Origin of the sequence: Streptomyces sp. SA15, from assembly GCF_002291145.1 — a bacterium.
Classification (GTDB): Bacteria; Actinomycetota; Actinomycetes; order Streptomycetales; family Streptomycetaceae; genus Streptomyces.
The window spans coordinates 1-20,557 of sequence record NZ_NTGE01000166.1; the positions used below are offsets into that span (position 1 = coordinate 1).

Annotated in this window: 18 protein-coding genes and 1 pseudogene; 15 read left to right on the forward strand and 4 right to left on the reverse strand. The window is 71.6% G+C overall.

Annotated features, from left to right (window positions below):
• From CLM62_RS37165 to CLM62_RS37175, 3 genes are all read left to right on the forward strand, one after another.
• Positions 1-720, forward strand: a 720-nt coding sequence (locus CLM62_RS37165) for a S1C family serine protease (RefSeq protein WP_107483845.1), incomplete at its 5' end; no start/stop codon positions are given.
• A gap of 10 nt (positions 721-730) precedes the next feature.
• On the forward strand, positions 731-1,405 hold the full coding sequence (locus tag CLM62_RS37170) for a response regulator transcription factor (RefSeq protein WP_179382399.1): 675 nt from the start codon (positions 731-733) through the stop codon (positions 1,403-1,405).
• Entirely contained in the window at positions 1,402-2,661 is a 1,260-nt protein-coding gene (locus CLM62_RS37175; protein WP_095754306.1) for a cell wall metabolism sensor histidine kinase WalK, read from the forward strand. Before CLM62_RS37170 ends, CLM62_RS37175 begins: the two co-directional genes overlap by 4 nt.
• A gap of 8 nt (positions 2,662-2,669) precedes the next feature.
• Here CLM62_RS37175 and CLM62_RS37180 read toward each other — a convergent pair whose 3' ends face one another.
• Positions 2,670-3,344, reverse strand: coding sequence for a 1-acyl-sn-glycerol-3-phosphate acyltransferase (locus CLM62_RS37180; protein ID WP_095754307.1), 675 nt, complete (start codon positions 3,342-3,344; stop codon positions 2,670-2,672).
• A gap of 360 nt (positions 3,345-3,704) precedes the next feature.
• Between CLM62_RS37180 and CLM62_RS37185 the strand changes: the two genes are divergently transcribed.
• The 3 genes from CLM62_RS37185 to CLM62_RS37195 all read left to right on the forward strand — a co-directional run bounded on the left by CLM62_RS37185 (position 3,705) and on the right by CLM62_RS37195 (position 5,995).
• Positions 3,705-4,874: a glycerophosphodiester phosphodiesterase gene (locus tag CLM62_RS37185; protein ID WP_095754308.1), complete on the forward strand. Its 1,170-nt coding sequence runs from the start codon at positions 3,705-3,707 to the stop codon at positions 4,872-4,874.
• 74 nt (positions 4,875-4,948) lie between these two features.
• On the forward strand, positions 4,949-5,452 hold the full coding sequence (locus CLM62_RS37190) for a sigma-70 family RNA polymerase sigma factor (RefSeq protein WP_095754309.1): 504 nt from the start codon (positions 4,949-4,951) through the stop codon (positions 5,450-5,452).
• Positions 5,453-5,497: 45 nt separating this feature from the next.
• Complete coding sequence (locus CLM62_RS37195; RefSeq protein ID WP_095754310.1) at positions 5,498-5,995, forward strand: GNAT family N-acetyltransferase; 498 nt, start codon at positions 5,498-5,500, stop codon at positions 5,993-5,995.
• A gap of 93 nt (positions 5,996-6,088) precedes the next feature.
• On the opposite strand, the gene CLM62_RS37200 is transcribed toward CLM62_RS37195, so the two are convergent.
• Positions 6,089-6,532 (reverse strand): hypothetical protein, encoded by a 444-nt coding sequence (locus CLM62_RS37200; protein ID WP_179382400.1) that lies wholly within the window; start codon positions 6,530-6,532, stop codon positions 6,089-6,091.
• On the reverse strand, positions 6,513-6,872 hold the full coding sequence (locus CLM62_RS37205) for a hypothetical protein (RefSeq protein ID WP_095754312.1): 360 nt from the start codon (positions 6,870-6,872) through the stop codon (positions 6,513-6,515). The genes CLM62_RS37200 and CLM62_RS37205 overlap by 20 nt, the downstream gene beginning before the upstream one ends.
• 69 nt (positions 6,873-6,941) lie before the next feature.
• Here CLM62_RS37205 and CLM62_RS37210 point away from each other — a divergent pair, with 69 nt between their 5' ends.
• The 9 genes from CLM62_RS37210 to CLM62_RS37250 all read left to right on the forward strand — a co-directional run bounded on the left by CLM62_RS37210 (position 6,942) and on the right by CLM62_RS37250 (position 19,916).
• Positions 6,942-7,592: an HAD family hydrolase gene (locus CLM62_RS37210; RefSeq protein WP_095754313.1), complete on the forward strand. Its 651-nt coding sequence runs from the start codon at positions 6,942-6,944 to the stop codon at positions 7,590-7,592.
• 367 nt (positions 7,593-7,959) lie between these two features.
• On the forward strand, positions 7,960-8,994 hold the full coding sequence (locus tag CLM62_RS37215; protein WP_095754314.1) for a methionine ABC transporter ATP-binding protein: 1,035 nt from the start codon (positions 7,960-7,962) through the stop codon (positions 8,992-8,994).
• Positions 8,991-9,716 (forward strand): methionine ABC transporter permease, encoded by a 726-nt coding sequence (locus CLM62_RS37220; RefSeq protein ID WP_095754315.1) that lies wholly within the window; start codon positions 8,991-8,993, stop codon positions 9,714-9,716. Before CLM62_RS37215 ends, CLM62_RS37220 begins: the two co-directional genes overlap by 4 nt.
• A 68-nt stretch (positions 9,717-9,784) precedes the next feature.
• Positions 9,785-10,612 carry a MetQ/NlpA family ABC transporter substrate-binding protein gene (locus CLM62_RS37225; protein ID WP_095754316.1) on the forward strand — a complete coding sequence of 276 codons (828 nt, stop codon included), beginning with the start codon at positions 9,785-9,787 and terminating at the stop codon, positions 10,610-10,612.
• Positions 10,613-10,770: 158 nt separating this feature from the next.
• Positions 10,771-11,409 carry a GNAT family N-acetyltransferase gene (locus tag CLM62_RS37230; protein WP_095754317.1) on the forward strand — a complete coding sequence of 213 codons (639 nt, stop codon included), beginning with the start codon at positions 10,771-10,773 and terminating at the stop codon, positions 11,407-11,409.
• Positions 11,410-11,524: 115 nt separating this feature from the next.
• Positions 11,525-12,754 (forward strand): precorrin-6y C5,15-methyltransferase (decarboxylating) subunit CbiE, encoded by a 1,230-nt coding sequence (gene cbiE / locus CLM62_RS37235; RefSeq protein WP_095754318.1) that lies wholly within the window; start codon positions 11,525-11,527, stop codon positions 12,752-12,754.
• Positions 12,755-13,122: 368 nt separating this feature from the next.
• On the forward strand, positions 13,123-17,529 hold the full coding sequence (gene cobT / locus CLM62_RS37240; RefSeq protein WP_095754319.1) for a nicotinate-nucleotide--dimethylbenzimidazole phosphoribosyltransferase: 4,407 nt from the start codon (positions 13,123-13,125) through the stop codon (positions 17,527-17,529).
• 255 nt (positions 17,530-17,784) lie between these two features.
• On the forward strand, positions 17,785-19,017 hold the full coding sequence (gene cobA / locus CLM62_RS37245) for a uroporphyrinogen-III C-methyltransferase (protein ID WP_095754320.1): 1,233 nt from the start codon (positions 17,785-17,787) through the stop codon (positions 19,015-19,017).
• Between the two features lie 80 nt (positions 19,018-19,097).
• A complete protein-coding gene (locus tag CLM62_RS37250) occupies positions 19,098-19,916 on the forward strand; it encodes an RNA methyltransferase (protein WP_095754321.1) in 819 nt (272 codons plus the stop codon).
• A 292-nt stretch (positions 19,917-20,208) separates the two neighbouring features.
• Here CLM62_RS37250 and CLM62_RS37255 read toward each other — a convergent pair.
• Positions 20,209-20,557 (reverse strand): annotated as a pseudogene (locus tag CLM62_RS37255) (serine/threonine protein kinase); the annotation flags it as partial.

Sequence of the window (20,557 nt, forward strand, 5' to 3'; positions counted from 1 at the left end):
ACCGCCGCCATCCTCGCCGCCGTACTCGCGGGCGGTGCCGCCGGATACGCGGCCGGTGCTCTCGGCGACGACGACCCCGGCGCCCCGGCCCCGGCCGCCCGCGCCTCCGGTGACCTGGAAGCCGTCGCCGCCCGGGTGCTGCCCAGCGTGGTGTCCGTCCGGACGGCGAACGGGCAGGGGTCCGGGTTCGTGTTCGACGACCGTGGCCGGATCCTGACCAACGCCCATGTCGTGGAGGGCAGTTCACGTGTCACCGTCGAACTCCAGGACGGCCGCAGCCTGAGCGCCGAGGTCGTCGGCGACGACCCCGCCCACGACGTGGCCGTACTGGAGCCCGAGACATCACGCGGCCTGAGGGCCGCCGACCTCGCCACCGGCACCCGCCCCGGCGTCGGCGACACCGTCCTCGCCATCGGCTCCCCGCTCGGTCTCAGCGGCACCGTCACCTCCGGCATCGTCAGCGCCCTCGACCGCTCCGTACGACTCGGCGACAGCGGCGGTGGTGGTGGCGGCGGACAGCAGCGCGCCCTGCAGACCGACGCCTCGATCAACCCCGGCAACTCCGGCGGACCCCTGGTCGACGCCGACGGACGGGTCATCGGCATCAATACGGCCATCGCGACGTTGGACCAGCAAAGGGGCGGCTCCATCGGCATCGGCTTCGCCATCCCCGTCGCCGACGCCGCGGACGCCGCCCGGACCATCATCGACGGCGGATAGGGGGTCGTAGATGCGACTGCTCGTGGTCGAGGACGAGGAGGACCTGGTCGTAGCGCTCAAGGTCGGGCTGGTCAGGGCCGGTTACGCCGTCGACGTCGCCCCGGACGTCGACACCGCCACCGAGAAGCTGGCCGTCAACGACTACGACCTGGTCCTGCTGGACCTCAACCTCCCCGACGGCGACGGCTTCACCGTCTGCCGGGCCATCCGTGCCGCCCCCGGCCCCGGCGGCCCCCGCATCCTCATGCTCACCGCCCGCGACCGGCTCGCCGACCGCGTCCGCGGCCTCGACGAAGGCGCCGACGACTACCTCGTCAAACCCTTCGCGCTGCCCGAACTCCTCGCCCGTATCAGGGCGTTGCTCCGCCGTGAGGACGGCGGCACAGCCGTCGTCGAGGTCGGTGAACTCCGTCTGGACACCGCCCGCTTCGAGGCCTACCGGGGTGAGCGCCGCCTCCCGCTCACCCCCAAGGAGTTCAGCGTCCTGCACTACCTGATGACCCGCCCCGGCCGTGTCGTCCCCGCGGAGGAACTGCTCGAACATGTCTGGGACGAACACGCCGACCCGTTCACCAACACCGTGCGCGTCACGGTCGGTTCACTGCGCCGCAAGGTCACCGGCGAGGAAGAACCCCTCATCGAGACGGTGATACGCCAGGGCTACCGGCTGAAGGAGACGCCATGAAACGTCCCTGGCTGAAACGCCCTTCCCTGAAGCGTCTCTCCCTCAAGCACCTCTGCCCGCGCCTGCCCTCCTTCACCCACACCATCCGCTTCCGCCTCACCGTCCTCTACTCCGGCCTCCTCTTCGTGCTCACCGCACTCGTCCTCGGCGCCACCTACGTCGCCGTGGAACGCAGCAGCGAGGCCCATCCCGTCAGCAAGCAGTTCCGCGCCGAGAAGTACGTGAACGGCGTCTACATGGGCGAGTTCGACGCCGTGAAACTCCAGGAGGTCGAGGCCGCCGTCAACTACGAGACCCTCGCCAACCTGCGCCGCTTCTCCTACGCCGTCCTCGGCGGCCTCGCCGCCGCCAGCCTCGCCCTCGGCTGGATCCTCTCCGGCCGCGCCCTGCGCCCCGTACGCGCCATCTCCCGCACGGCCGCCGAGATCCAGGCCACCGACCTCTCCCAGCGCATCCACCTCCACGGCCCGAAGGACGAACTGCGCGACCTCGCCGACACCGTGGACTCCATGCTGGACCGCCTCGACGAGGCCTTCCGCGTCCAGCGCCAGCTCATCGACGACGCATCCCACGAGCTGCGCAGCCCGCTCGCGATCATCCGCGCCAACCTGGACGCCGTACTGACAGCCGAGGAGTCGGACGAGGAGGAGCGCCGTGCGGCGGCCCGCAGCGTCGACCGCGCGACCACCCGGATGACCCGGCTCGTCGAGGACCTGCTGGCCACGGCCCGGCGCAGCGCGCCCGCCCTCGCCGACGCGGACGTCGACCTGGCCGCCGCGGCGCGCGAGGCCTGCGAGGAGTTCGCGCCGCTCGCCGCCGACCGCGGCCTCGTCCTGCACCGCCGACTCACGCCCGGCCTGACGGTCATCGGCGACCACGACGCCCTGCGCAGGGCCGTCGGCAACCTGCTGTCGAACGCCGTACGACTCGCTCCGCCCGGCACCCGCATCACGGTCGCCGCAGGCCGCTTGGAAAGCTGGCTGTGGACGGCCGTACGGGACGAGGGCCCAGGCATCCTGGACGACGACCAGGGCCGCGTCTTCGACCGGTTCTGGCGGGCCGGGGCGGGCGGCGGCCGACGCGACCGGCACGCCGGGCTCGGCCTCGCCATCGTCCGGCAGATCGTGGAGTCGCACGGCGGCCAGGTCCGGCTGTTCTCACGGGTGGGGGAGGGCTCGACGTTCGTCCTGTGGTTCCCGGCACCCGGCGACGGACACGGCGACGGCGGGCCGCCCGAGGAGCAGCCCGCCGTGTGACCGTCCGGTTATGCCGCCTTCTTGGCCTTCGTGGCGTACATGTCCACGTACTCCTGCCCGGACAGCCGCATGACCTCCGCCATCACGGAGTCGGTCACCGCCCGCAGCACGTACCGGTCGCGGTCCATGCCCTCGTACCGCGAGAACTCCATCGCCGCGCCGAAGCGGACCGTGACCCGGCCGGGCCGCGGGATGCCCCGGCCGCCCGGCTGCAGCTTGTCGGTGCCGATCATCGCGAACGGGACGACGGGCGCGCCGGTCATCAGCGTGAGCCGGGCGATGCCGGTGCGGCCGCGGTAGAGACGGCCGTCGGGGGAGCGGGTGCCCTCCGGGTAGATGCCGAACATCTTGCCCTCCTCCAGCACCCGGCGTCCGGTCATCAGCGCCGCCACACCGCCGTTCGCGCCGTCCCGGTCCACGGGGATCATGCCGACGCCCGTGAAGAACCACGCCATCAGCCGCCCCTTGAGGCCCTTGCCGGTGACGTACTCGTCCTTGCCGATGAAGAACACCTGCCGCCTGGTCACCAGCGGAAGCACGATCGAGTCGATGAAGGTGAGGTGGTTGCCGGCCAGGATCACCGGACCGTCGCCGGGGATGTGCTCCGCGCCCTCCACCTGTGGGCGGAACATCAGGCGCATGATCGGTCCGAGCACTGCCTTGATGAGCGCGAAGCGGGACAACGGGCCCTCCGATGTCAAGAGAACGGCCAGGGAATCTGTATGAGTCTGTGCAGGTGAGGACATTACTCGCGGCCCAGGGGGTCACGCACATCGGGCACGGCGGATTCACCGAGGTCTTACGCATTGTTGACCCGTGTTTACCTGCGGTGGCGCACCGGTGCCGGTCGGTAACCCGGCCGGAACGATGTGACAGAAGTCGCGTACCCCCAGCCGGTGCCATGAAGCCGACGGACCGTCAGACATCTGTTCCCATACGACATCCTGTGTCACTCGCGTGTTCCGCGGGAGGTCTCCCGTACGCCATATGCGCGCACCTACGATCGGCCCGCACTGATGAGTCAACGGCAGGGGAGGGCCCTCATGGGAACGCAGGAGTCGAACGAACGGGCGGGCGGCACCGGACGAAGGGCACTCCTCGGCGCGGCGGTGCTCGGTGCCGGCGGAGCGGTCCTCGGGCTGTCCGGTACGGCGAGAGCCGCCGATGCCAAGCACGCGGGAGGCGGCGGCGTGAAGAGCCTGTCCGTCCCGACGATCATCGGTCACCGGGGCGCCAGCGGCTATCGCCCCGAACACACCCTCGGCGCCTACCAGCTGGCCCTCGACATGGGCGCCGACATCGTCGAGGCCGGCGACCTGGTGCCCACCAAGGACGGCCATCTCGTCTGCCGTCACGAGCCGGAGATCGGCGGCACCACCGACGTGGCGGACCACCCCGAGTTCGCCGACCGCAAGGCCACCAAGGTCCTCGACGGCGTGTCCACCACGGGCTGGTTCACCGAGGACTTCACGCTCGCCGAGCTCAAGACGCTCCGCGCGATCGAGCGCATCCCGGCCAACCGCCCGCACAACACCCTCTACAACGGCCGCTGGGAGATCCCCACCTTCGAAGAGGTCCTGAAGTGGCAGGACGCGCAGACCCGTCAGCGCGGCAAGCAGGTCTGGATCTACCCCGAGCTCAAGCACCCCACCTACTTCCGCAAGCTGGGCCTCGGCCTGGAGGAGCGGGTCGCCAAGGTGCTGCGCAAGTACCGCAAGGACAGGTGGAACGCGCCGGTCATCCTCCAGTCCTTCGAGCCGACCAGCATCCAGCGCCTGAACAAGCTGGTCGACAACCCGCTGGTGGTGCTCCTGTCCGGTGCGACCACCCGCCCCTGGGACTTCGTCGACACCGGTGACCCGCGCACGGTCGCCGACCTGATCAAGCCGGCCGGCCTGAGGGAGATCGCCTCCTACGCGCAGGGCATCGGCCCGACCCTCGACCTGGTCATCCCGAAGGACGCCGCCGGCAACCTCACCAAGCCGACCACTCTGGTCGCCGACGCGCACAAGGTGGGCCTCGTCCTGCACCCCTGGACCCTGCGCAACGAGAACCCCTTCCTGCCCGCGAACTTCCGCAAGGGCACCGACGCCGACGCCTACGGCGACGTCTTCGGCGCCTACCGGGCGTACTTCGCCACGGGCATCGACGGCGTCTTCACCGACCAGCCCGACACCGGTCTGCTGGCCCGCGAGGACTACGTCAACCGCTGAGCGCCCTGCCCCGATGGGGGTGACAGCCGGCCGCCCGGGCAACCCGCCGCCCGGGCGGCCGCGTCGCCCCGCATATGACGCACGACCTGCTCACCACCCTGCGCCCCCTGCTCACCGCCGAGGCCTCGGCCGAGGCCCACGCCACCGGAACGGAACCGGGCGACCTGGAGCAGGCGGTCTGGCTCCGCCTCCTGGAACGCCTCGACGCCGACGGCCCGCCCCTCGACCCACCCGACTGGCTGCGCCGCGCCGTCCGCGCCGAGTCCCGCCGCAGCCGCCGTACCACCAGACTCGAACGGCCGTACGGCACCGAACCCGCCACCGACGACCTCGGACCCGAGCAGCTCGCCCTCGCCGCCGCCCGCCGCCGCGCCCTGCGCGAGGCCGTACGGCGGCTGCCCGGCCGCTGCCCCCGCCTGATGGAGGCCCTCCTGTCGCCGAGGGACCTCACATACCGGGAAATCGCGGGGGAGTTGGGTATCTCACAGGGGAGTCTTGGTCCGGAACGTTCCAGATGCCTGGGATGTCTGCGTCGATTGCTCACACCGGAGGTTGCGGCCCGCGGAGCGCGGGGATAGGAGTGAGGGACAACAGGCGATCAGGTGAGCGGGAGGCGTGCGCACATGGGCATGAGCGTGACCATCTCTGCGGCGACCGAGCAGGACGCGGAGCAGATCTTCAGGCTGCAGTACCTGTGCTTCCAGAGCGAGGCGGCGCTGTACGGCAACTACCGCATCGACCCGCTCGTCCAGACCCTGGACTCCGTCCGCCAGGAAGTCGCCTCCGACTGCGTCTTCGTGGCCCGGCTGGGCGACGAGGTCGTCGGCTCGGTACGCGGCGCGGTGACCGAGGACGGCGCCGCATCCATCGGCAAGCTCTGCGTCCACCCTCGACTCCAGGGCCACGGCATCGGCGCGCGCCTTCTCCGAGCGGCTGAATCGGCCCTGGTCGAGGAACACGGCGCCAAGAAGTTCCGCCTCCACACGGGCCACCGCAGCGAAAGCAACCTGAGCCTGTACCGCCGGGTGGGGTACCAGACGGTGGGGACGTCGAAGGGTGCGGACGGGGTAGAGATGGTCGTCCTGGAAAAGCCGGCGGGGGCTTACGCGGCTACGGCATGATGAGGGACCTCTAGCGGCGCGGGGCTGTATCAATTGGCGGCTCCGCCGCGTGGGCGCGACCAGCCACAGCCGGTCCGCAGTCGGCCGACAACCTCAGACGGCATCCCCCCGCCGCGCACCCTTCCGCAACCAGTACATCGCAGACAGCGGCAAGATCACCGGGATGAAGACGTACCCCATCCCGAAGTCGGACCACACGGTCGAGTCGGGGAACGCGGACGGCTCGACCAACGTCCACGTGCCGACGGTCAGTACTCCCGCCAGCTCGACACCGCAGCACACCAACGCCGCCTTACGAGCTCTCTCCCCACCCCGCACCAACGAGTACGTGATGAACCCGTAGACCAAGCCCGCCACTGCGGACAGCGAATACGCAAGCGGCGCCCGGTCGAACTCGGTCGCGATCTGGTACACGGATCGCGACACCGCCCCGACGACCATCACGCCGTACAACCAGACCAGCAGCATCCCCGGCCCGCTGATCAGCCGCGTCGGCTTCTCTTCCGTCACGGCCACTTCAGCCTCTCCAGATGTCATAGAGCCGCACCTCCAGCACCGCCAGCACCACACCGCCGGCGGCGACCGTCACCGACCCCCACCGCGTCCGCTCCGCCAGCGACATGAACCCCGCCGCCGGCACGCACGCGAACGCCCCCAGCAGATACGCCACGAAGATCGTCGTACCCTGCTCCGGCTTCTCGCCCCGCGCCAGCTGCACGATCCCGACCACCAGCTGCACCAGGGCCAGCACCGACACCACGGCCATCCCGATGAAGTGCCAGTCCTTGGTCGGCTGATCGCGATAGGCCGCCCAGCCGCACCACGCGGCGAGCAGAAGCGCGGCGACGCCGGTCGCGAGCGTCAGGGCATCAAGCATGTCGTGACCCTATTACGGGCCAAAAGGCCCGATGCTGCCGACCCCGGGGTGCACCGTAGGGTCTGGACCATGACGATCCACGCCCAAGCCCTCCTGTTCGACAACGACGGAACCCTCGTCTCCTCCCTCGCCTCGGTGGACCGCTGCTGGACGCGGTGGGCCGTGGAGTACGGCATCACCGCCGAGGAGTTCGGACGCGTCGAACTGCACGGCCGGCCGGCCGCGGAGATAGCCGCCGACCTGCTGCCCGCCGACGTCGTACCGGAGGCCGTCGCACGGATCGAGCTGCTGGAGGTGGAGGACGTCCCCAACGGCGGCGTGCACCTCCTGCCCGGCACCAAGGCCCTGCTCGACGTGCTGCCCGCCGAGCGCTGGGCCGTCGTCACCTCCGCCACCCGGCGCCTGGCCGAGGCCCGTCTCGACGCCGTCGGCATCCTGCCCAAGACCCTGATCGCCGCCGACGACATCACGCGCGGCAAGCCCGACCCCGAGCCCTACCTGCTCGCAGCGCGCGAACTGGGCGTCGACCCGGCCCGCTGTGTCGTCTTCGAGGACGCCCCGGCCGGCCTCCAGGCGGGCCGCGCCGCGGGCATGACCACCGTGGCATTGACCACAACTCACGAGGCCCACGAGCTCACCGCCGACCTCGTGGTCGAGGATCTGTCGGCCCTGTCCGTACTGGTCACCGACGCTGGAGTGGACATCACGGTCCGCGGCTGAGGGGTGTCCGCCGCTGTCCGGCATGCGGACAGCGGCGCTTTGTCAGGACCGTAGGTCTGGTTTACTGATCGCATGACCACCACGAGCCACCGCACCCTTGCGACCGAGGCGACCATGACGCCCGGTGCTCGTTGTCTGTGTCGAATGCGCGCCTTCTAGAGGGCCCCCGCACCACCCAGAGCCTCGCGCCCCGAAGCGAGACGCCGTGGCGTGTCCGTGCGCCGTAAGCCGTATGTGACAACAGCCCCCGCGCACATGTTCTCCCCGGTTCCCCATGCCACCGCACGAGAACCGTGACGCGTTCCCGACCGAATGCACCCCTGCCAGGGCACACCCACGCCCTGCACACGACAGTGACGGAAACCCAGTGATTACCACCTCGGGCCTGACCAAGGTCTACCGCTCCCGCGGCCGCGAGGTCACCGCCCTGGACGGCGTCGATCTCCACGTCCGCGAAGGCGAGGTGTACGGCGTCATCGGCCAGTCCGGCGCCGGCAAGTCCTCGCTCATCCGCTGCGTCAACCTCCTGGAGCGACCCACCGCCGGGACGGTGACCGTCGCCGGGCAGGACCTCACCGCCCTCGCCGGACGCGGACCGCGCGCGGGCCGGGAACTGCGCCGGGCGCGCAGCCGTATCGGCATGGTCTTCCAGCACTTCAACCTGCTGTCCTCCCGGACCGTGCGGGACAACGTCGAGCTGCCGCTCGAAATCCTCGGCACATCGGGGAAGGAACGATCCCGCAAGGCCCTGGAGCTGCTCGACCTCGTCGGTCTGGCCGACAAGGCGGGGGCCTACCCCGCCCAGCTCTCCGGCGGCCAGAAGCAGCGCGTCGGTATCGCCCGCGCCCTGGCCGGCGACCCCAAGGTCCTGCTGTCCGACGAGGCCACCAGCGCCCTCGACCCGGAGACCACCCGCTCCATCCTCCAACTGCTGCGCGACCTCAACCGGCAGTTGGGCCTGACCGTCCTGCTCATCACCCACGAGATGGACGTCGTGAAGTCGATCTGCGACTCGGCCGCCCTCATGGAGAACGGCCGCATCGTCGAGTCCGGCACGGTCAGCGAACTCCTCGCGACCCCGGGCTCCGAACTGGCCGGCGCGCTGTTCCCGGTGGCAGGCGAGGCATCCGGCGACGACCGGACCATCGTCGACGTCACCTTCCAGGGCGAGGCCGCCACCCAGCCGGTCATCTCCCAGCTCTCCCGCACCTACAACATCGACATATCGATCCTCGGTGCCGCCATCGACACCGTCGGCGGCCTCCAGGTCGGCCGGATGCGCATCGAACTGCCCGGCCGCTACGAGGACAACGTCGTGCCTATCGGCTTCCTGCGCGAACAGGGCCTGCACATCGACGTACTGGGCCAGGAGCCCCTGCTGGTGAAGGAAGGTGCCAAGTGACCTGGTCCGAAATGCAGCCCCTGCTGGAGCAGGCGTGTTGGGACACCCTCTACATGGTCGGCTGGTCCACGCTCATTGCCGTCGTCGGCGGCCTTCCGCTCGGCATCCTGCTCGTCCTGACCGACCGGGGCGGACTCCTCCAGAACGTCGTCGCCAACAAGGTGATCGGGCAGGTCGTGAACGTCGCCCGCTCGATGCCGTTCATCATCCTGATGGTCGCGTTGATGGGCTTCACGCGCTCGATCACCGGGACGACCATCGGCCGCGAGGCCGCCATCGTGCCGCTCGCGATCGGGGCGATCCCCTTCTTCGCCCGCCTGGTCGAGACGGCTGTCCGCGAAGTGGACGGCGGGCTGGTCGAGGCCGTGCAATCGATGGGCGGCAACACCTGGACGGTCGTACGCAAGGTCCTCGTACCCGAGTCGCTGCCGTCGCTGATCTCCAGCACCACGACCACGGTCGTCGCGCTCATCGGCTACTCCGCGATGGCCGGCACGGTGGGGGCAGGCGGCCTCGGCGACATCGCCATCCGCTACGGCTACCAGCGCTTCGAGACCGAGCTGATGTGGATCACCGTGGCGATCCTCGCGGTCGTCATCTCCGTCATCCAGTTCGCCGGCGACTACGCGGCGCGCACCCTGCACCGGCGAGGCGGCCAGTCGGGCGCCGCGCCCAGGCTCCGCCTGCTGAAGGCGTCGACGGCGACGAGCAAGACCGTCTGAGCCACCTTCCCCAGATTGCCCCGTACACCCATCACGGGGTCGCACCACACAAAGGAAAGGCACTTTTCGTGCGTAACACCGCCAAGTTCACCACTGCCGTCCTCGCCGCCGGAGCCCTCACCCTCGGGCTCACCGCCTGCGGTTCGGAGGACTCCGCCGCCTCCGACACCAGCGGTCCGCTGGTCGTCGCCGCGAGCCCCACCCCGCACGCCGAGATCCTCACCTACGTCAAGGACAACCTGGCGCAGAAGGCGGGCCTCGACCTGGAGGTCAGGGAGTTCACGGACTACGTCACGCCGAACACGGCGACCGAGGACGGCTCGGTGGGCGCCAACTACTTCCAGAACCAGCCGTACCTCGACGACTTCAACAAGAAGAACGGCACCGACATCGTGCCCGTCGCCACGGTCCACCTGGAGCCGCTCGGCCTGTACTCCCACAAGGTCAAGAGTGCCGACGGCCTGAAGAGCGGCGCGACCGTCGCCGTCCCGAACGACAGTGTGAACGAGGCTCGTGCGCTCAAGCTCCTCGACGCGAACGGGCTCATCACGCTGAAGGACGGGGTCGGCAACGACGCGACCCCCTCCGACATCGCCAAGAACCCCAAGAACCTCAAGTTCAAGGAGTTGGAGGCGGCCCAGACCCCGCGCTCCCTGGACGATGTGGACGCCGCCGTCGTCAACGGCAACTACGCCATCGAGGCCGACCTGTCGCCCGCGAAGGACGCCCTTGTCCTGGAGTCCGCGAAGAACAACCCCTACGGCAACTTCCTCGCGGTCAAGGACGGCAGCGAGAGCGACCCGCGCGTGAGGAAGCTCGCGAAGCTCCTCACCTCCGCCGAGGTCAAGAAGTTCATCGAGGACAAGTACCAGGGCTCGGTCATCGCGTCGTTCTGATCCTGCGACGCGTATACCGACGTACCGCCACGCACGGGGTCACCTCCCTCACTCTGAGCTGACCCCGTCGTGCGGCTCGGTGCTCACATGCTGCATGCTGGGCAGTTCAGCAGGCCCATGACGGTATCCGAGGGTTCCCGAAGTAAACGGAGCGGCGCATGACGAGCACCTTCCCCAACATCTCCATCAGCACGGAGCGGTTGGTCCTGCGCCCTTTCGACGAGTCGGACATCGAGGCCTTCGCCGAGATGATGAACGACGAACAGGTCACGGCCTGGACCTCGGTGCCGCAGCCCTACACCGAGGCCCACGCCCGCGACTGGATCACCCGCCGCGCCCCCGCCGAACGGACCGAGGGCCGCGGCATCGTCTTCGCCGTCAGCGAGTTCCTCACCCAGCGCCTCGTCGGCATCGTGCACCTGCAGAACACGGACTGGCGGGTCCGCTCCAGTGAGATCTCCTACGTCGTCGCGCCCTGGGCCCGCGGCGAGGGCTACGCCTCCGAGGCCGCCCTCGCCGCCGCCCACTGGCTGTTCCGCGACCAGGACTTCGAGCGCCTGGAGCTGCGCACCGCCGCCGACAACGCCGCCTCCCAGCAGGTGGCCCAGAAGATCGGCTGCATCAGCGAGGGCGTCCTGCGCAACGCTTGGATAGCGCGCACCCGGGCCGGAGACGGGGAGTGGACCGACGTCCGTACGGATGTCATCGTCTGGAGCCTGCTGCCGGAGGACCTCGCCGGCGTCGCCGAGCAGCTGGCCGACACCGGGGGTTTCACCTCGTACTCGGACTGGAATTGACGCAACCGGGCCGAGCGTGATGAAACCGCTTCCCCGCGCCACCGGGTACCCTCACCAAGCCCGCTCGGGGGCTGCCCTCCGAAGACCTGCGAAGACCTCTGGAGACTGAGAGACGATGGCCGACCGGGTCACGGTGATCGGCTGGGACGGTTCGCCGCTGACCGCAGCGGCACGCGCCGCCCTGGGCGCCGCCACGCTGGTGGCCGGCGCCGCCCACCACCTGGCGCTGCCCGAGGTGCCGCCCGCCGCCGAACGCATCCGCCTCGGCAGTGTCGCCCTGGCCGCCCGCCGCATCGCCGGCCACCGCGGCACCGCGGTCGTGCTCGCCGACGGCGACCCGGGCTTCTTCGGTGTCGTACGGACCCTGCGCGCGCCCGAGTTCGGTCTCGAGGTCGAAGTCGTCCCCGCCGTCTCCTCCGTCGCCACCGCCTTCGCCCGGGCGGGCATGCCCTGGGACGACGCACAGGTGGTCGTCGCACACCGACGCACCCTGCGCCGCGCGGTGAACGTGTGCCGCGCCCACACCAAGGTCGCCGTCCTCACCTCGCCCGGCGCCGGCCCCGCCGAACTCGGTCTTCTTCTGGAGGGCGTCCACCGCACCTTCGTCATCTGCGAGGAACTCGGCACCACACGCGAACAGGTCACCGTCGTCACCTCCGACAAGGCCGCCGACCACACCTGGCGCGACCCGAACGTCGTCATCGTCATCGGTGGACCCGTCGGACCTGTCGGACCCGGTGGCGCGACGGACGGCGGCGGCTGGATCGCCGGACGCGACCCGGGCACCGGACCGCGCGGCTGGGCACTGCCCACCGAGTTGTACGGCGGTGACCTCGGCGAAGGTGAGGCGGAACTGCTCCGCGCGGCCCAACTCGCCCGGCTCGGGCCGCGCGTCGGCGACCTGGTGTGGGACATCGGCTGCGGCAGCGGCGCCTTCGCCACCGAGGCGGCACGCGCCGGGGCCGCCGTCATCGCCGTGGACCGGGACCTGGCGGCCTGCGCCCGCACGGAGGCCACCGCCCGCGGCTTCCGGGTGCAGTTGCAGATCGTGCGCGGCACCGCCCCGCACGTCCTGGAGAACCTTCCCGAACCGGACGTCGTCCGCGTCGGCGGCGGGGGAGCGGCCGTGGTCTCCGCGGTCGCCGACCGCCGCCCCCAGCGCATCGTCACGCACGCGGCGACCCGCGACGCGGCCGAACTCGTCGGCCGTGACCTGACCGAGCACGGCTACCAGGTCGAGTGCGCCCTCGTCCAGTCCGTCGAACTCGACACGCGGGCCTGGACGGAGACCGAGCGAAGCGTCGCGTTCCTGCTCAGCGGCCTCTTGCCGGACCGCACGCCTTGAGTCTCTTTGTCGTCCCCGTGATCCTGTTGTCGTACTGCGCGCGGTAGGCTGGCCGATCGTTGTACCGCACCAGGCAGCCCGGCGCTTCGTCGGTCAATGTCCGGAAAACCCACCCGTTTTGGGCTGGGTGTGGTACGGCAGAACCGGAGGACGCGCAACGTGGCGCAGTCCACAGCGGGCCGTCGCGGATCAAGCTGTCGCGACGGAGCAACGGCCGCGACAATGCCAGTTGATGGCTTTGTCGTCTTTTGGCGTCGGGTCGTTCGTGCCGCTGGGCAGGCACGCTCGTTCTTCACTGCGGAGCGGTCGGTGCGCCGTTCCGGGGTGAGCTGGTCGTAGAAGCACTAACCGATGGGCGAGGGGTACGCATGACCGACACCGGCCAGGTCCCGGGCGAGGGGCTGCCGGAGAACGCAGGCATGGTGGAGCAGCCGGGCGCCCCCGCGCACGGCGCGTACACCTACCTCTCCGAGACCACCGCCGAGGACGAAGACCTGCTGCTCCTGCCCGGTGCCCAGGGCGCGTGGGGCAACGAGGTCCCCCCGCCCGCGCCGGAGCCGGTCGTCGAGGCCGTGCACGAGCCGGGCCCGCACGAGATGTCCGGCCGCGACAGCGGCTCGGTCGACCTCAGCGCGGTCCGCCTCCCGAACCCGGCGCCGCCGTCGACGCAGGCCCCGCCCCGTCGGCCCCTGCACCTCGGCCCGCCCATCCCCGACACCTCCGCGAGCCCGGTCCGCTCCCTCGCCGACCGCGGCGCCGTCGGCGCACCGGCTCGCCAGCCCGGCCCCGAGTACCTCGACGTTCCGCAGCCGCGGGAGATGCCCCCGCAGGGGGCGGCGCCTTGGGGTGCTCAGGCACAGGGCGCGGGTGCGGTACAGGCCGTGGTGCACGGTGCCGTCCAGGCACCGGTGAGCACAGAGGCACCGGCTGCCGAAACGGTTGTCCCGGCGCAGGGGCAGAGGACCGAGGCCGCCGAGCCGGCAGGAGCTGCTCAGGCCGCCGTGGCCCGCCTCACGACGGAGGCGGTCGCGGCGACCGTGCCGCAGCCGGCGGAGGACGGCCGGGTGCCGCAGCACGCGGAGGCGGGGTTCGCGCCGGAGGGTCAGGGCCACGCCCAGGGCCAGGACGCCGGGTTCGGTGCGCAGGCTGCGGACGGCCAGGATGTTGCCTACGGTGCGCAGGCTCCGGTGGGTGGTGAGGCCGTAGTGGGTGGTGCGCCCGCGGTCGGTGGTGAGGCCGCGGTCGGTGGTGAGGCCGCAGTCGGTGGTGAGGCTGTGGTCGGTGGCGAGGCCGCGTCGCAGGGTCCCGGCGAGACGCAGGCTCCGGACGCCGGGGAGCTGCCGGAAGACGTGCAGGCGGCGGACGCGGGGCAGGTTCCGGGTTCTGGACCCGATGGCGATGCCGGTGCCGCTGCCGAGGCGGAGACCGAGCAGGCCGCGGCTGCGGTTGCGGGGGAGGCAGGGCAAGTCCCTGGGGCGCAGCCCGTTGCGGACGTTGGGCAGGTACCGGGGGCCGTTCAGGGGGCGCCGGATGCTGGGCAGATGCCGGAGGCCGTTCAGTCTTCGGACGCCGGGCAGGTGGCGGGGGCGGCTCAAGGGGCGGTTCCTGGGCAGGTGCCGGGGGCCGTTCAGGGGTCGGATGCTGGGCAGGTGCCGGGGGCCGTTCAGGGGTCGGATGCCGGGCAGATGCCGGGGACCGTCCAGTCTTCGGACGCCGGGCAGGCGCCGGGGGCGGCCCAAGGGTCGGATGCCGGGCAGGTGCCGGGGGCTGCCCAAGGATCGGATGCAGGACAGGTGTCGGAGGCGGTCCAAGGGTCGGATGCCGGGCAGTTGCCCGATGCCGTCCACGCGCCCGACGCCGCGCAGGCTCCGGGAGCCGTCCCCAGCCCCGACGCCGGTCAGGGCCCCGAGAACGCGCCGGCCCCAGCACCTCCCGCAGATGAAGCCGCCCCAGCGGTCCAGACCGACGGGACCGCGCCGGGTTCCGAGGCCGTTGCCCCCGAGGCCGGGGCTCCTGGAACCGGCTCCGCCCAGGAGCATGGACAGGTTCCCGTCGCCGTCTCCGCCCAGGAGGCAGGGCACGTTCCGGCTGCTCTCCCGGCCGAAGACGCCGGTCAGGCTCCGGTTGCCACTCCTGCCCAGGACGCCGTACAGCCCACTGAGGCCGCCGCACCCGGTGACGTAGCGGAAGCCCCCGAAGCCCCGGCCGTCGCGTCGGCTGCGGATGCCGTACCGGCCGCGCAGCCCACTGCCGACGTGACCCCCCAGTCCCCCCAGTCCCCTCAGGGCCCGGTGGCCGAGCACGCCGTACCGGAGCATCACCAGGCACCCGCCCCGGGCGCCCAACCCGCCCAGGGGCCGCAGCACGCCCAGGCCCCGCAGCCGGCCGACCCGTCCCTCGCTCAGGACGCGGCGCCGACCCTCGTAGCACAGCCGGGCAGCCCCGACTCCCACCCCCAGGCCGCAGACGCAGCCACGACCGCCTCCTCCGCGCCCGACCCGGCGGCGGTCACCCGCGCTCCGGCCGTCGACACAGCCCCCGACGCGCCCCAGCACCCGGACCCCGCCGCCCAGTTCGCCGCGGACACTCCGACGCAGGCCCCCCAACCGCCGACCCCCGTCGCGGAGACGGCGCTCCCTCCCGAGGACGCAGGTGCCCACCAGGGCGCCCCCACGGACCAGGCGGCACAGGAAGTCCCGCACGACCAGTCGGCGCCCGGCCCGGCCGCCCCCGCGCCTGGCGCGCCGATGCCGGAAGCAGCCAACCCGCCACCCGCCGAGCACAGCCACGACCACGGTGACACCCCCGACCAGCCCGTGGGCCAGTTCGTCCCGGTCGAGGGCTCGGTGCCGACCACCCCGCACCTCGCGCCGACCCCGCCGCGGGCGATCACCCTCCCGGCCCCTCGCGAGGGCAACGCCGAACTCGTGCAGCAGGCGGAGGATCTGGACACCCGGGCCGCCGAGCAGGAAGACCTGCAAGACCAGCAGGACCAGGAAGAAGAGAGCACGGCCGCTGTGGAAGACGCACGACAGTCCACCGGCCCGGCCGCCCCCGCCTACGACGACGCCGAGCGCGAGGCCGTCCTCAAGGTCATGCGCGAGCGCCGCGACATCCGCAACGGCTTCCGCAGCGACCCCATCCCGCACGACGTGCTGCTCAGAGTCCTGGAGGCCGCCCACACCGCCCCCTCCGTGGGCCACTCCCAGCCCTGGGACTTCGTCGTCATCCGCTCGGCGGAGACCCGGCGCACGATGCACGAACTGGCCATGCGCCAGCGTGACGCCTACGCGAAGTCCCTCCCCAAGGGCCGGGCGAAGCAGTTCAAGGAACTGAAGATCGAGGCCATCCTCGACACCCCCGTGAACATCGTCGTCACCGCCGACCCCACCCGCGGCGGCCGCCACACCCTCGGCCGTCACACGCAGCCGCAGATGGCGCCGTACTCCTCCGCGCTCGCGGTCGAGAACCTCTGGCTCGCCGCCCGCGCCGAGGGCCTCGGCGTCGGCTGGGTCAGTTTCTTCGACGAGCGCGAGATGGTCCGCGCCCTCGGCCTGCCCGAGCACCTCGAAGTCGTCGCCTACCTCTGCGTGGGCTACGTCGACGAGTTCCCGGACGAGCCCGAGCTGCTGCAGGCCGGCTGGTCCAAACGCAGGCCGCTGTCCTGGGTCGTCCACGAGGAGACGTACGGCCGCCGCGCCCTGCCCGGCGAGGGCCCGCACGACCTGCTCGCCGAGACCGTCGCGCAGATCCGCCCGCTGGACGCCAAGGCGCTCGGTGAGGCGTGGGAGCGGCAGAAGCGGATGACGAAGCCGGCCGGTGCGCTCGGCATGCTGGAGATCATCTCCGCGCAGCTGTCCGGCCTGTCCCGCCAGTGCCCGCCGCCGATCCCGGAGCCCGCCGCCGTCGCGATCTTCGCCGGTGACCATGGTGTGCACGCCCAAGGGGTCACCCCCTGGCCGCAGGAGGTGACGGCCCAGATGGTCGCCAACTTCCTGGGCGGGGGAGCGGTCTGCAACGCCTTCGCGGGTCAGGTGGGCGCCGAGGTCTGCGTCGTCGACGTCGGCGTCGCCGCCGAGTTGCCCGCCACGCCAGGCCTCCTGCCCCGCAAGGTCCGTGCGGGCACTTCCGACATGACCACCGGCCCCGCGATGACCCGCGAGGAGGCCAAGCAGGCCATCGAGGTGGGCATCGACACGGCCCGCGACCTGGTGGCGGCCGGCAACAAGGCGCTGCTCACCGGCGAGATGGGCATCGCGAACACCACCGCGTCGGCCGCCCTGATCTCCGTCTTCACGGACGCGGACCCGGCCGAGGTGACGGGCCGCGGCACCGGCATCAACGACGAGACGCTCGCCCGCAAGACGGAGGTCGTCCGCCGCGCGCTCGAGCTCCACCAGCCGGACCCGGCCGACCCGATCGGCGTCCTCGCCGCCGTCGGCGGCTTCGAGCACGCCGCCATCGTCGGCCTGCTCCTCGGGGGCGCCTCCCTGCGTACGCCGGTGATCCTGGACGGCGTCAGCGCCGGCGCGGCCGCGCTGGTCGCCCGCGCGATCGCCCCCGAGGTCCTCGCCGCCTGCATCGCGGGCCACCGCAGCGCCGAGCCCGGCCACGTGGCCGCCCTCAACAAGCTGGGCCTGCGCCCCCTGGTCGACCTGGACCTCCGCCTGGGCGAGGGCACGGGGGCGTTGCTCGCTCTGCCGTTGGTCCAGAGCACGGCGAGGGCGATGCACGAGGTGGCGACGTTCGACTCGGCGGGGGTAACCGAGAAGTAGGGGTGACGGGATCCGGTTCGTCCACGTCCGTGCCGGGTCCCTTCGTCACGTGCCGCGGTCGTGGGCAGGCGTTCCGCTGGGGGTCCACCAGGCTTATCGGGCACTGGGGGAGGAACGGGTGGGCGCAATCGCCCACGCCCCGCACCCGGCAATGGTGCTCAACCAGCGGACCACCTGAGCCGCCCAAACCCGCCGCACCGTAAAATCCGCACGTCAGGGCTACCGAGCCGCCGCCGCAAGAGGAGCCGCACCCTCATGGCCGAACACCCCGCCTACCCCGTAGGCCTCCGCCTCACCGGCCGCAGGGTCGTCGTCCTCGGCGGAGGCCAGGTCGCCCAGCGCCGCCTCCCGGCACTGATCGCAGCAGGCGCTGACATCCACCTCGTATCCCCCGAAGCGACCCCCTCGGTCGAAGCGATGGCGGACGCGGGCGAGATCACCTGGATGAAGCGCCCGTACGCCGAAGGCGACCTCGCCGATGCCTGGTACGCCCTGATCGCCACCAGCGACCTGGAGGCGAACAGGCGGGCCTCCGCCGAGGCAGAGACGCACCGCGTGTGGTGCGTCCGCTCCGACGACGCCGACGCGGCCACCGCCTGGACCCCCGCCACCGGCACCAGCGAGGGAGTAACGGTCGCCGTCCTCACCACGAGCGCGCGCGGCCGCGACCCCCGCCACACCGCCGCGATCCGCGACGCGGTCGTAGAGGGCCTGCGTGACGGCACCCTGGTCGCCCCCCACCACCGCACCCGCACGCCCGGCGTCGCCCTCGTCGGCGGCGGACCCGGCGACCCCGACCTGATCACGGTCCGCGGCCGCCGCCTCCTCGCCGAAGCCGACGTCGTCATCGCCGACCGCCTGGGTCCGCGCGACCTCCTCGCCGAACTGCCCCCGCACGTCGAGGTGATCGACGCGGCGAAGATCCCGTACGGCCGCTTCATGGCCCAGGAGGCCATCAACAACGCCCTGATCGAGCACGCGAAACAGGGCAAGTCGGTGGTACGCCTCAAGGGTGGCGACCCGTACGTCTTCGGCCGCGGCATGGAGGAGCTTCAGGCGCTCGCCGAGGCCGGTATCCCGTGCACCGTCGTCCCCGGCATCTCCAGCTCGATCTCGGTCCCGGGCGCGGCCGGCATCCCGGTCACCCATCGCGGCGTCGCCCACGAGTTCACGGTGGTCAGCGGCCATGTCGCCCCCGACGACGAGCGCTCGCTGGTCGACTGGCCGTCCCTCGCGAAGCTGACCGGCACGCTCGTGATCCTCATGGGCGTCGACAAGATCGGCAGGATCGCCGAGACGCTCGTGGCCCACGGCAAGTCCCCGGACACGCCCGTGGCCCTCGTCCAGGAGGGCACAACGGCCGCTCAGCGTCGTGTCGACGCGACGCTCGCGACCGTCGCCGAGACCGTACGCACCGAGGACGTCAAGCCCCCGGCGGTCATCGTCATCGGCGACGTCGTCACCGTGGGCCCGTCCGCGACCGCGTGAACACGCCATTAAGTAACCGCGGGTAACCCAACCCGTCCCGAGCCGTTGGCACCGCACCCAGGACAAGGCAGTATCACTCTGTGGCCGATCTCATCACCGTCGAGGACCCCGACGACCCGCGCCTGCACGACTACACGGGCCTGACCGACGTCGAACTGCGCCGCAAGCGCGAGCCGGCCGAGGGCCTGTTCATCGCCGAGGGCGAGAAGGTCATCCGGCGGGCCAAGGACGCCGGATACGAGATGCGCTCGATGCTGCTGTCCGCCAAGTGGGTCGACGTCATGCGCGACGTCATCGACGAGCTCCCGGCACCGGTGTACGCGGTCAGCCCGGAACTCGCCGAGCAGGTCACCGGCTACCACGTGCACCGCGGCGCGCTCGCCTCCATGCAGCGCAAGCCGCTGCCCACGGCGGCCGACCTCCTCCAGACCGCCCGCCGGGTCGTGATCATGGAGTCGGTCAACGACCACACCAACATCGGTGCGATCTTCCGCTCCGCCGCCGCCCTCGGCATGGACGCGGTCCTGCTCTCCCCCGACTGCGCCGACCCGCTGTACCGCCGCAGCGTGAAGGTCTCGATGGGGGCGGTCTTCTCGGTGCCGTACGCCCGCCTGGACACCTGGCCGAAGGGCCTGGACTCGGTCCGCGAGGCGGGCTTCACGCTGCTCGCCCTCACCCCGGACACCAAGGCCAGGACCCTCGACGAAGCCGCCCCGCACAAGATGGACCGGGTGGCCCTGATGCTCGGCGCCGAGGGCGACGGCCTGTCCACCCAGGCCCTGGTGGCCGCGGACGAATGGGTCCGCATCCCGATGGCCCACGGCGTCGACTCCCTCAACGTGGGCGCGGCGGCCGCGGTCGCCTTCTACGCGGTGGCCACGGGCCTCCCGCGGGCGTGAGGGCGCGCCAGCTGTACAGCTAGTGCCCCGGCAGGCAACGTTCGCCCCGTCGCGACGCCCGGCACGCTCCCCCACTGCCTCAAGGGCGTGGGAGGTACCCCCACTCGCCGCACCGGCCGAAAGCCCAAGTACGTCCGGTCCATCGACGGAGCCTTCCGGCCGGCACGCCGAGAGCACGCACCGGCTGCGGTCTTTGGCCGCTGCGCGGCGGGCGCTCCTCAATGGGCAAACGTTGCCTGCCGGGGCACTAGTTAGTCCGCTTGGTGAAGCGTCGACTCGTACCGCTCGGACATCAGCTGCCCTTCAGCGGCTCGTAATCCGGCGGTACGTGCACCTGCTCCTGCCGCTGCTCCCGTACGACGTCCCTGTCGTCGCCCAGTCCTTGGGACGGCCCCTGGCAGCCCTGTGCCGCCGCGATGCCCAGTGCCACGAGCAGCGTCACCACGACGAACACGAACAGCCGCTGGCGCAACAGCCGCGGATTGGCGGGCCGCCGCCCCGACCCCGTGTTCCTGGGCGCCGGCCGTCCCGTACCGCTGCGCGGCGCGGGGCGGTTTCCGCTGCCGGAACGCGTCGTGTTCCGCGCGGACGGCGTGGTCCGGGGCGCCCCGGACCTGGGCGACGGGCCGCCGTTCCGCGAG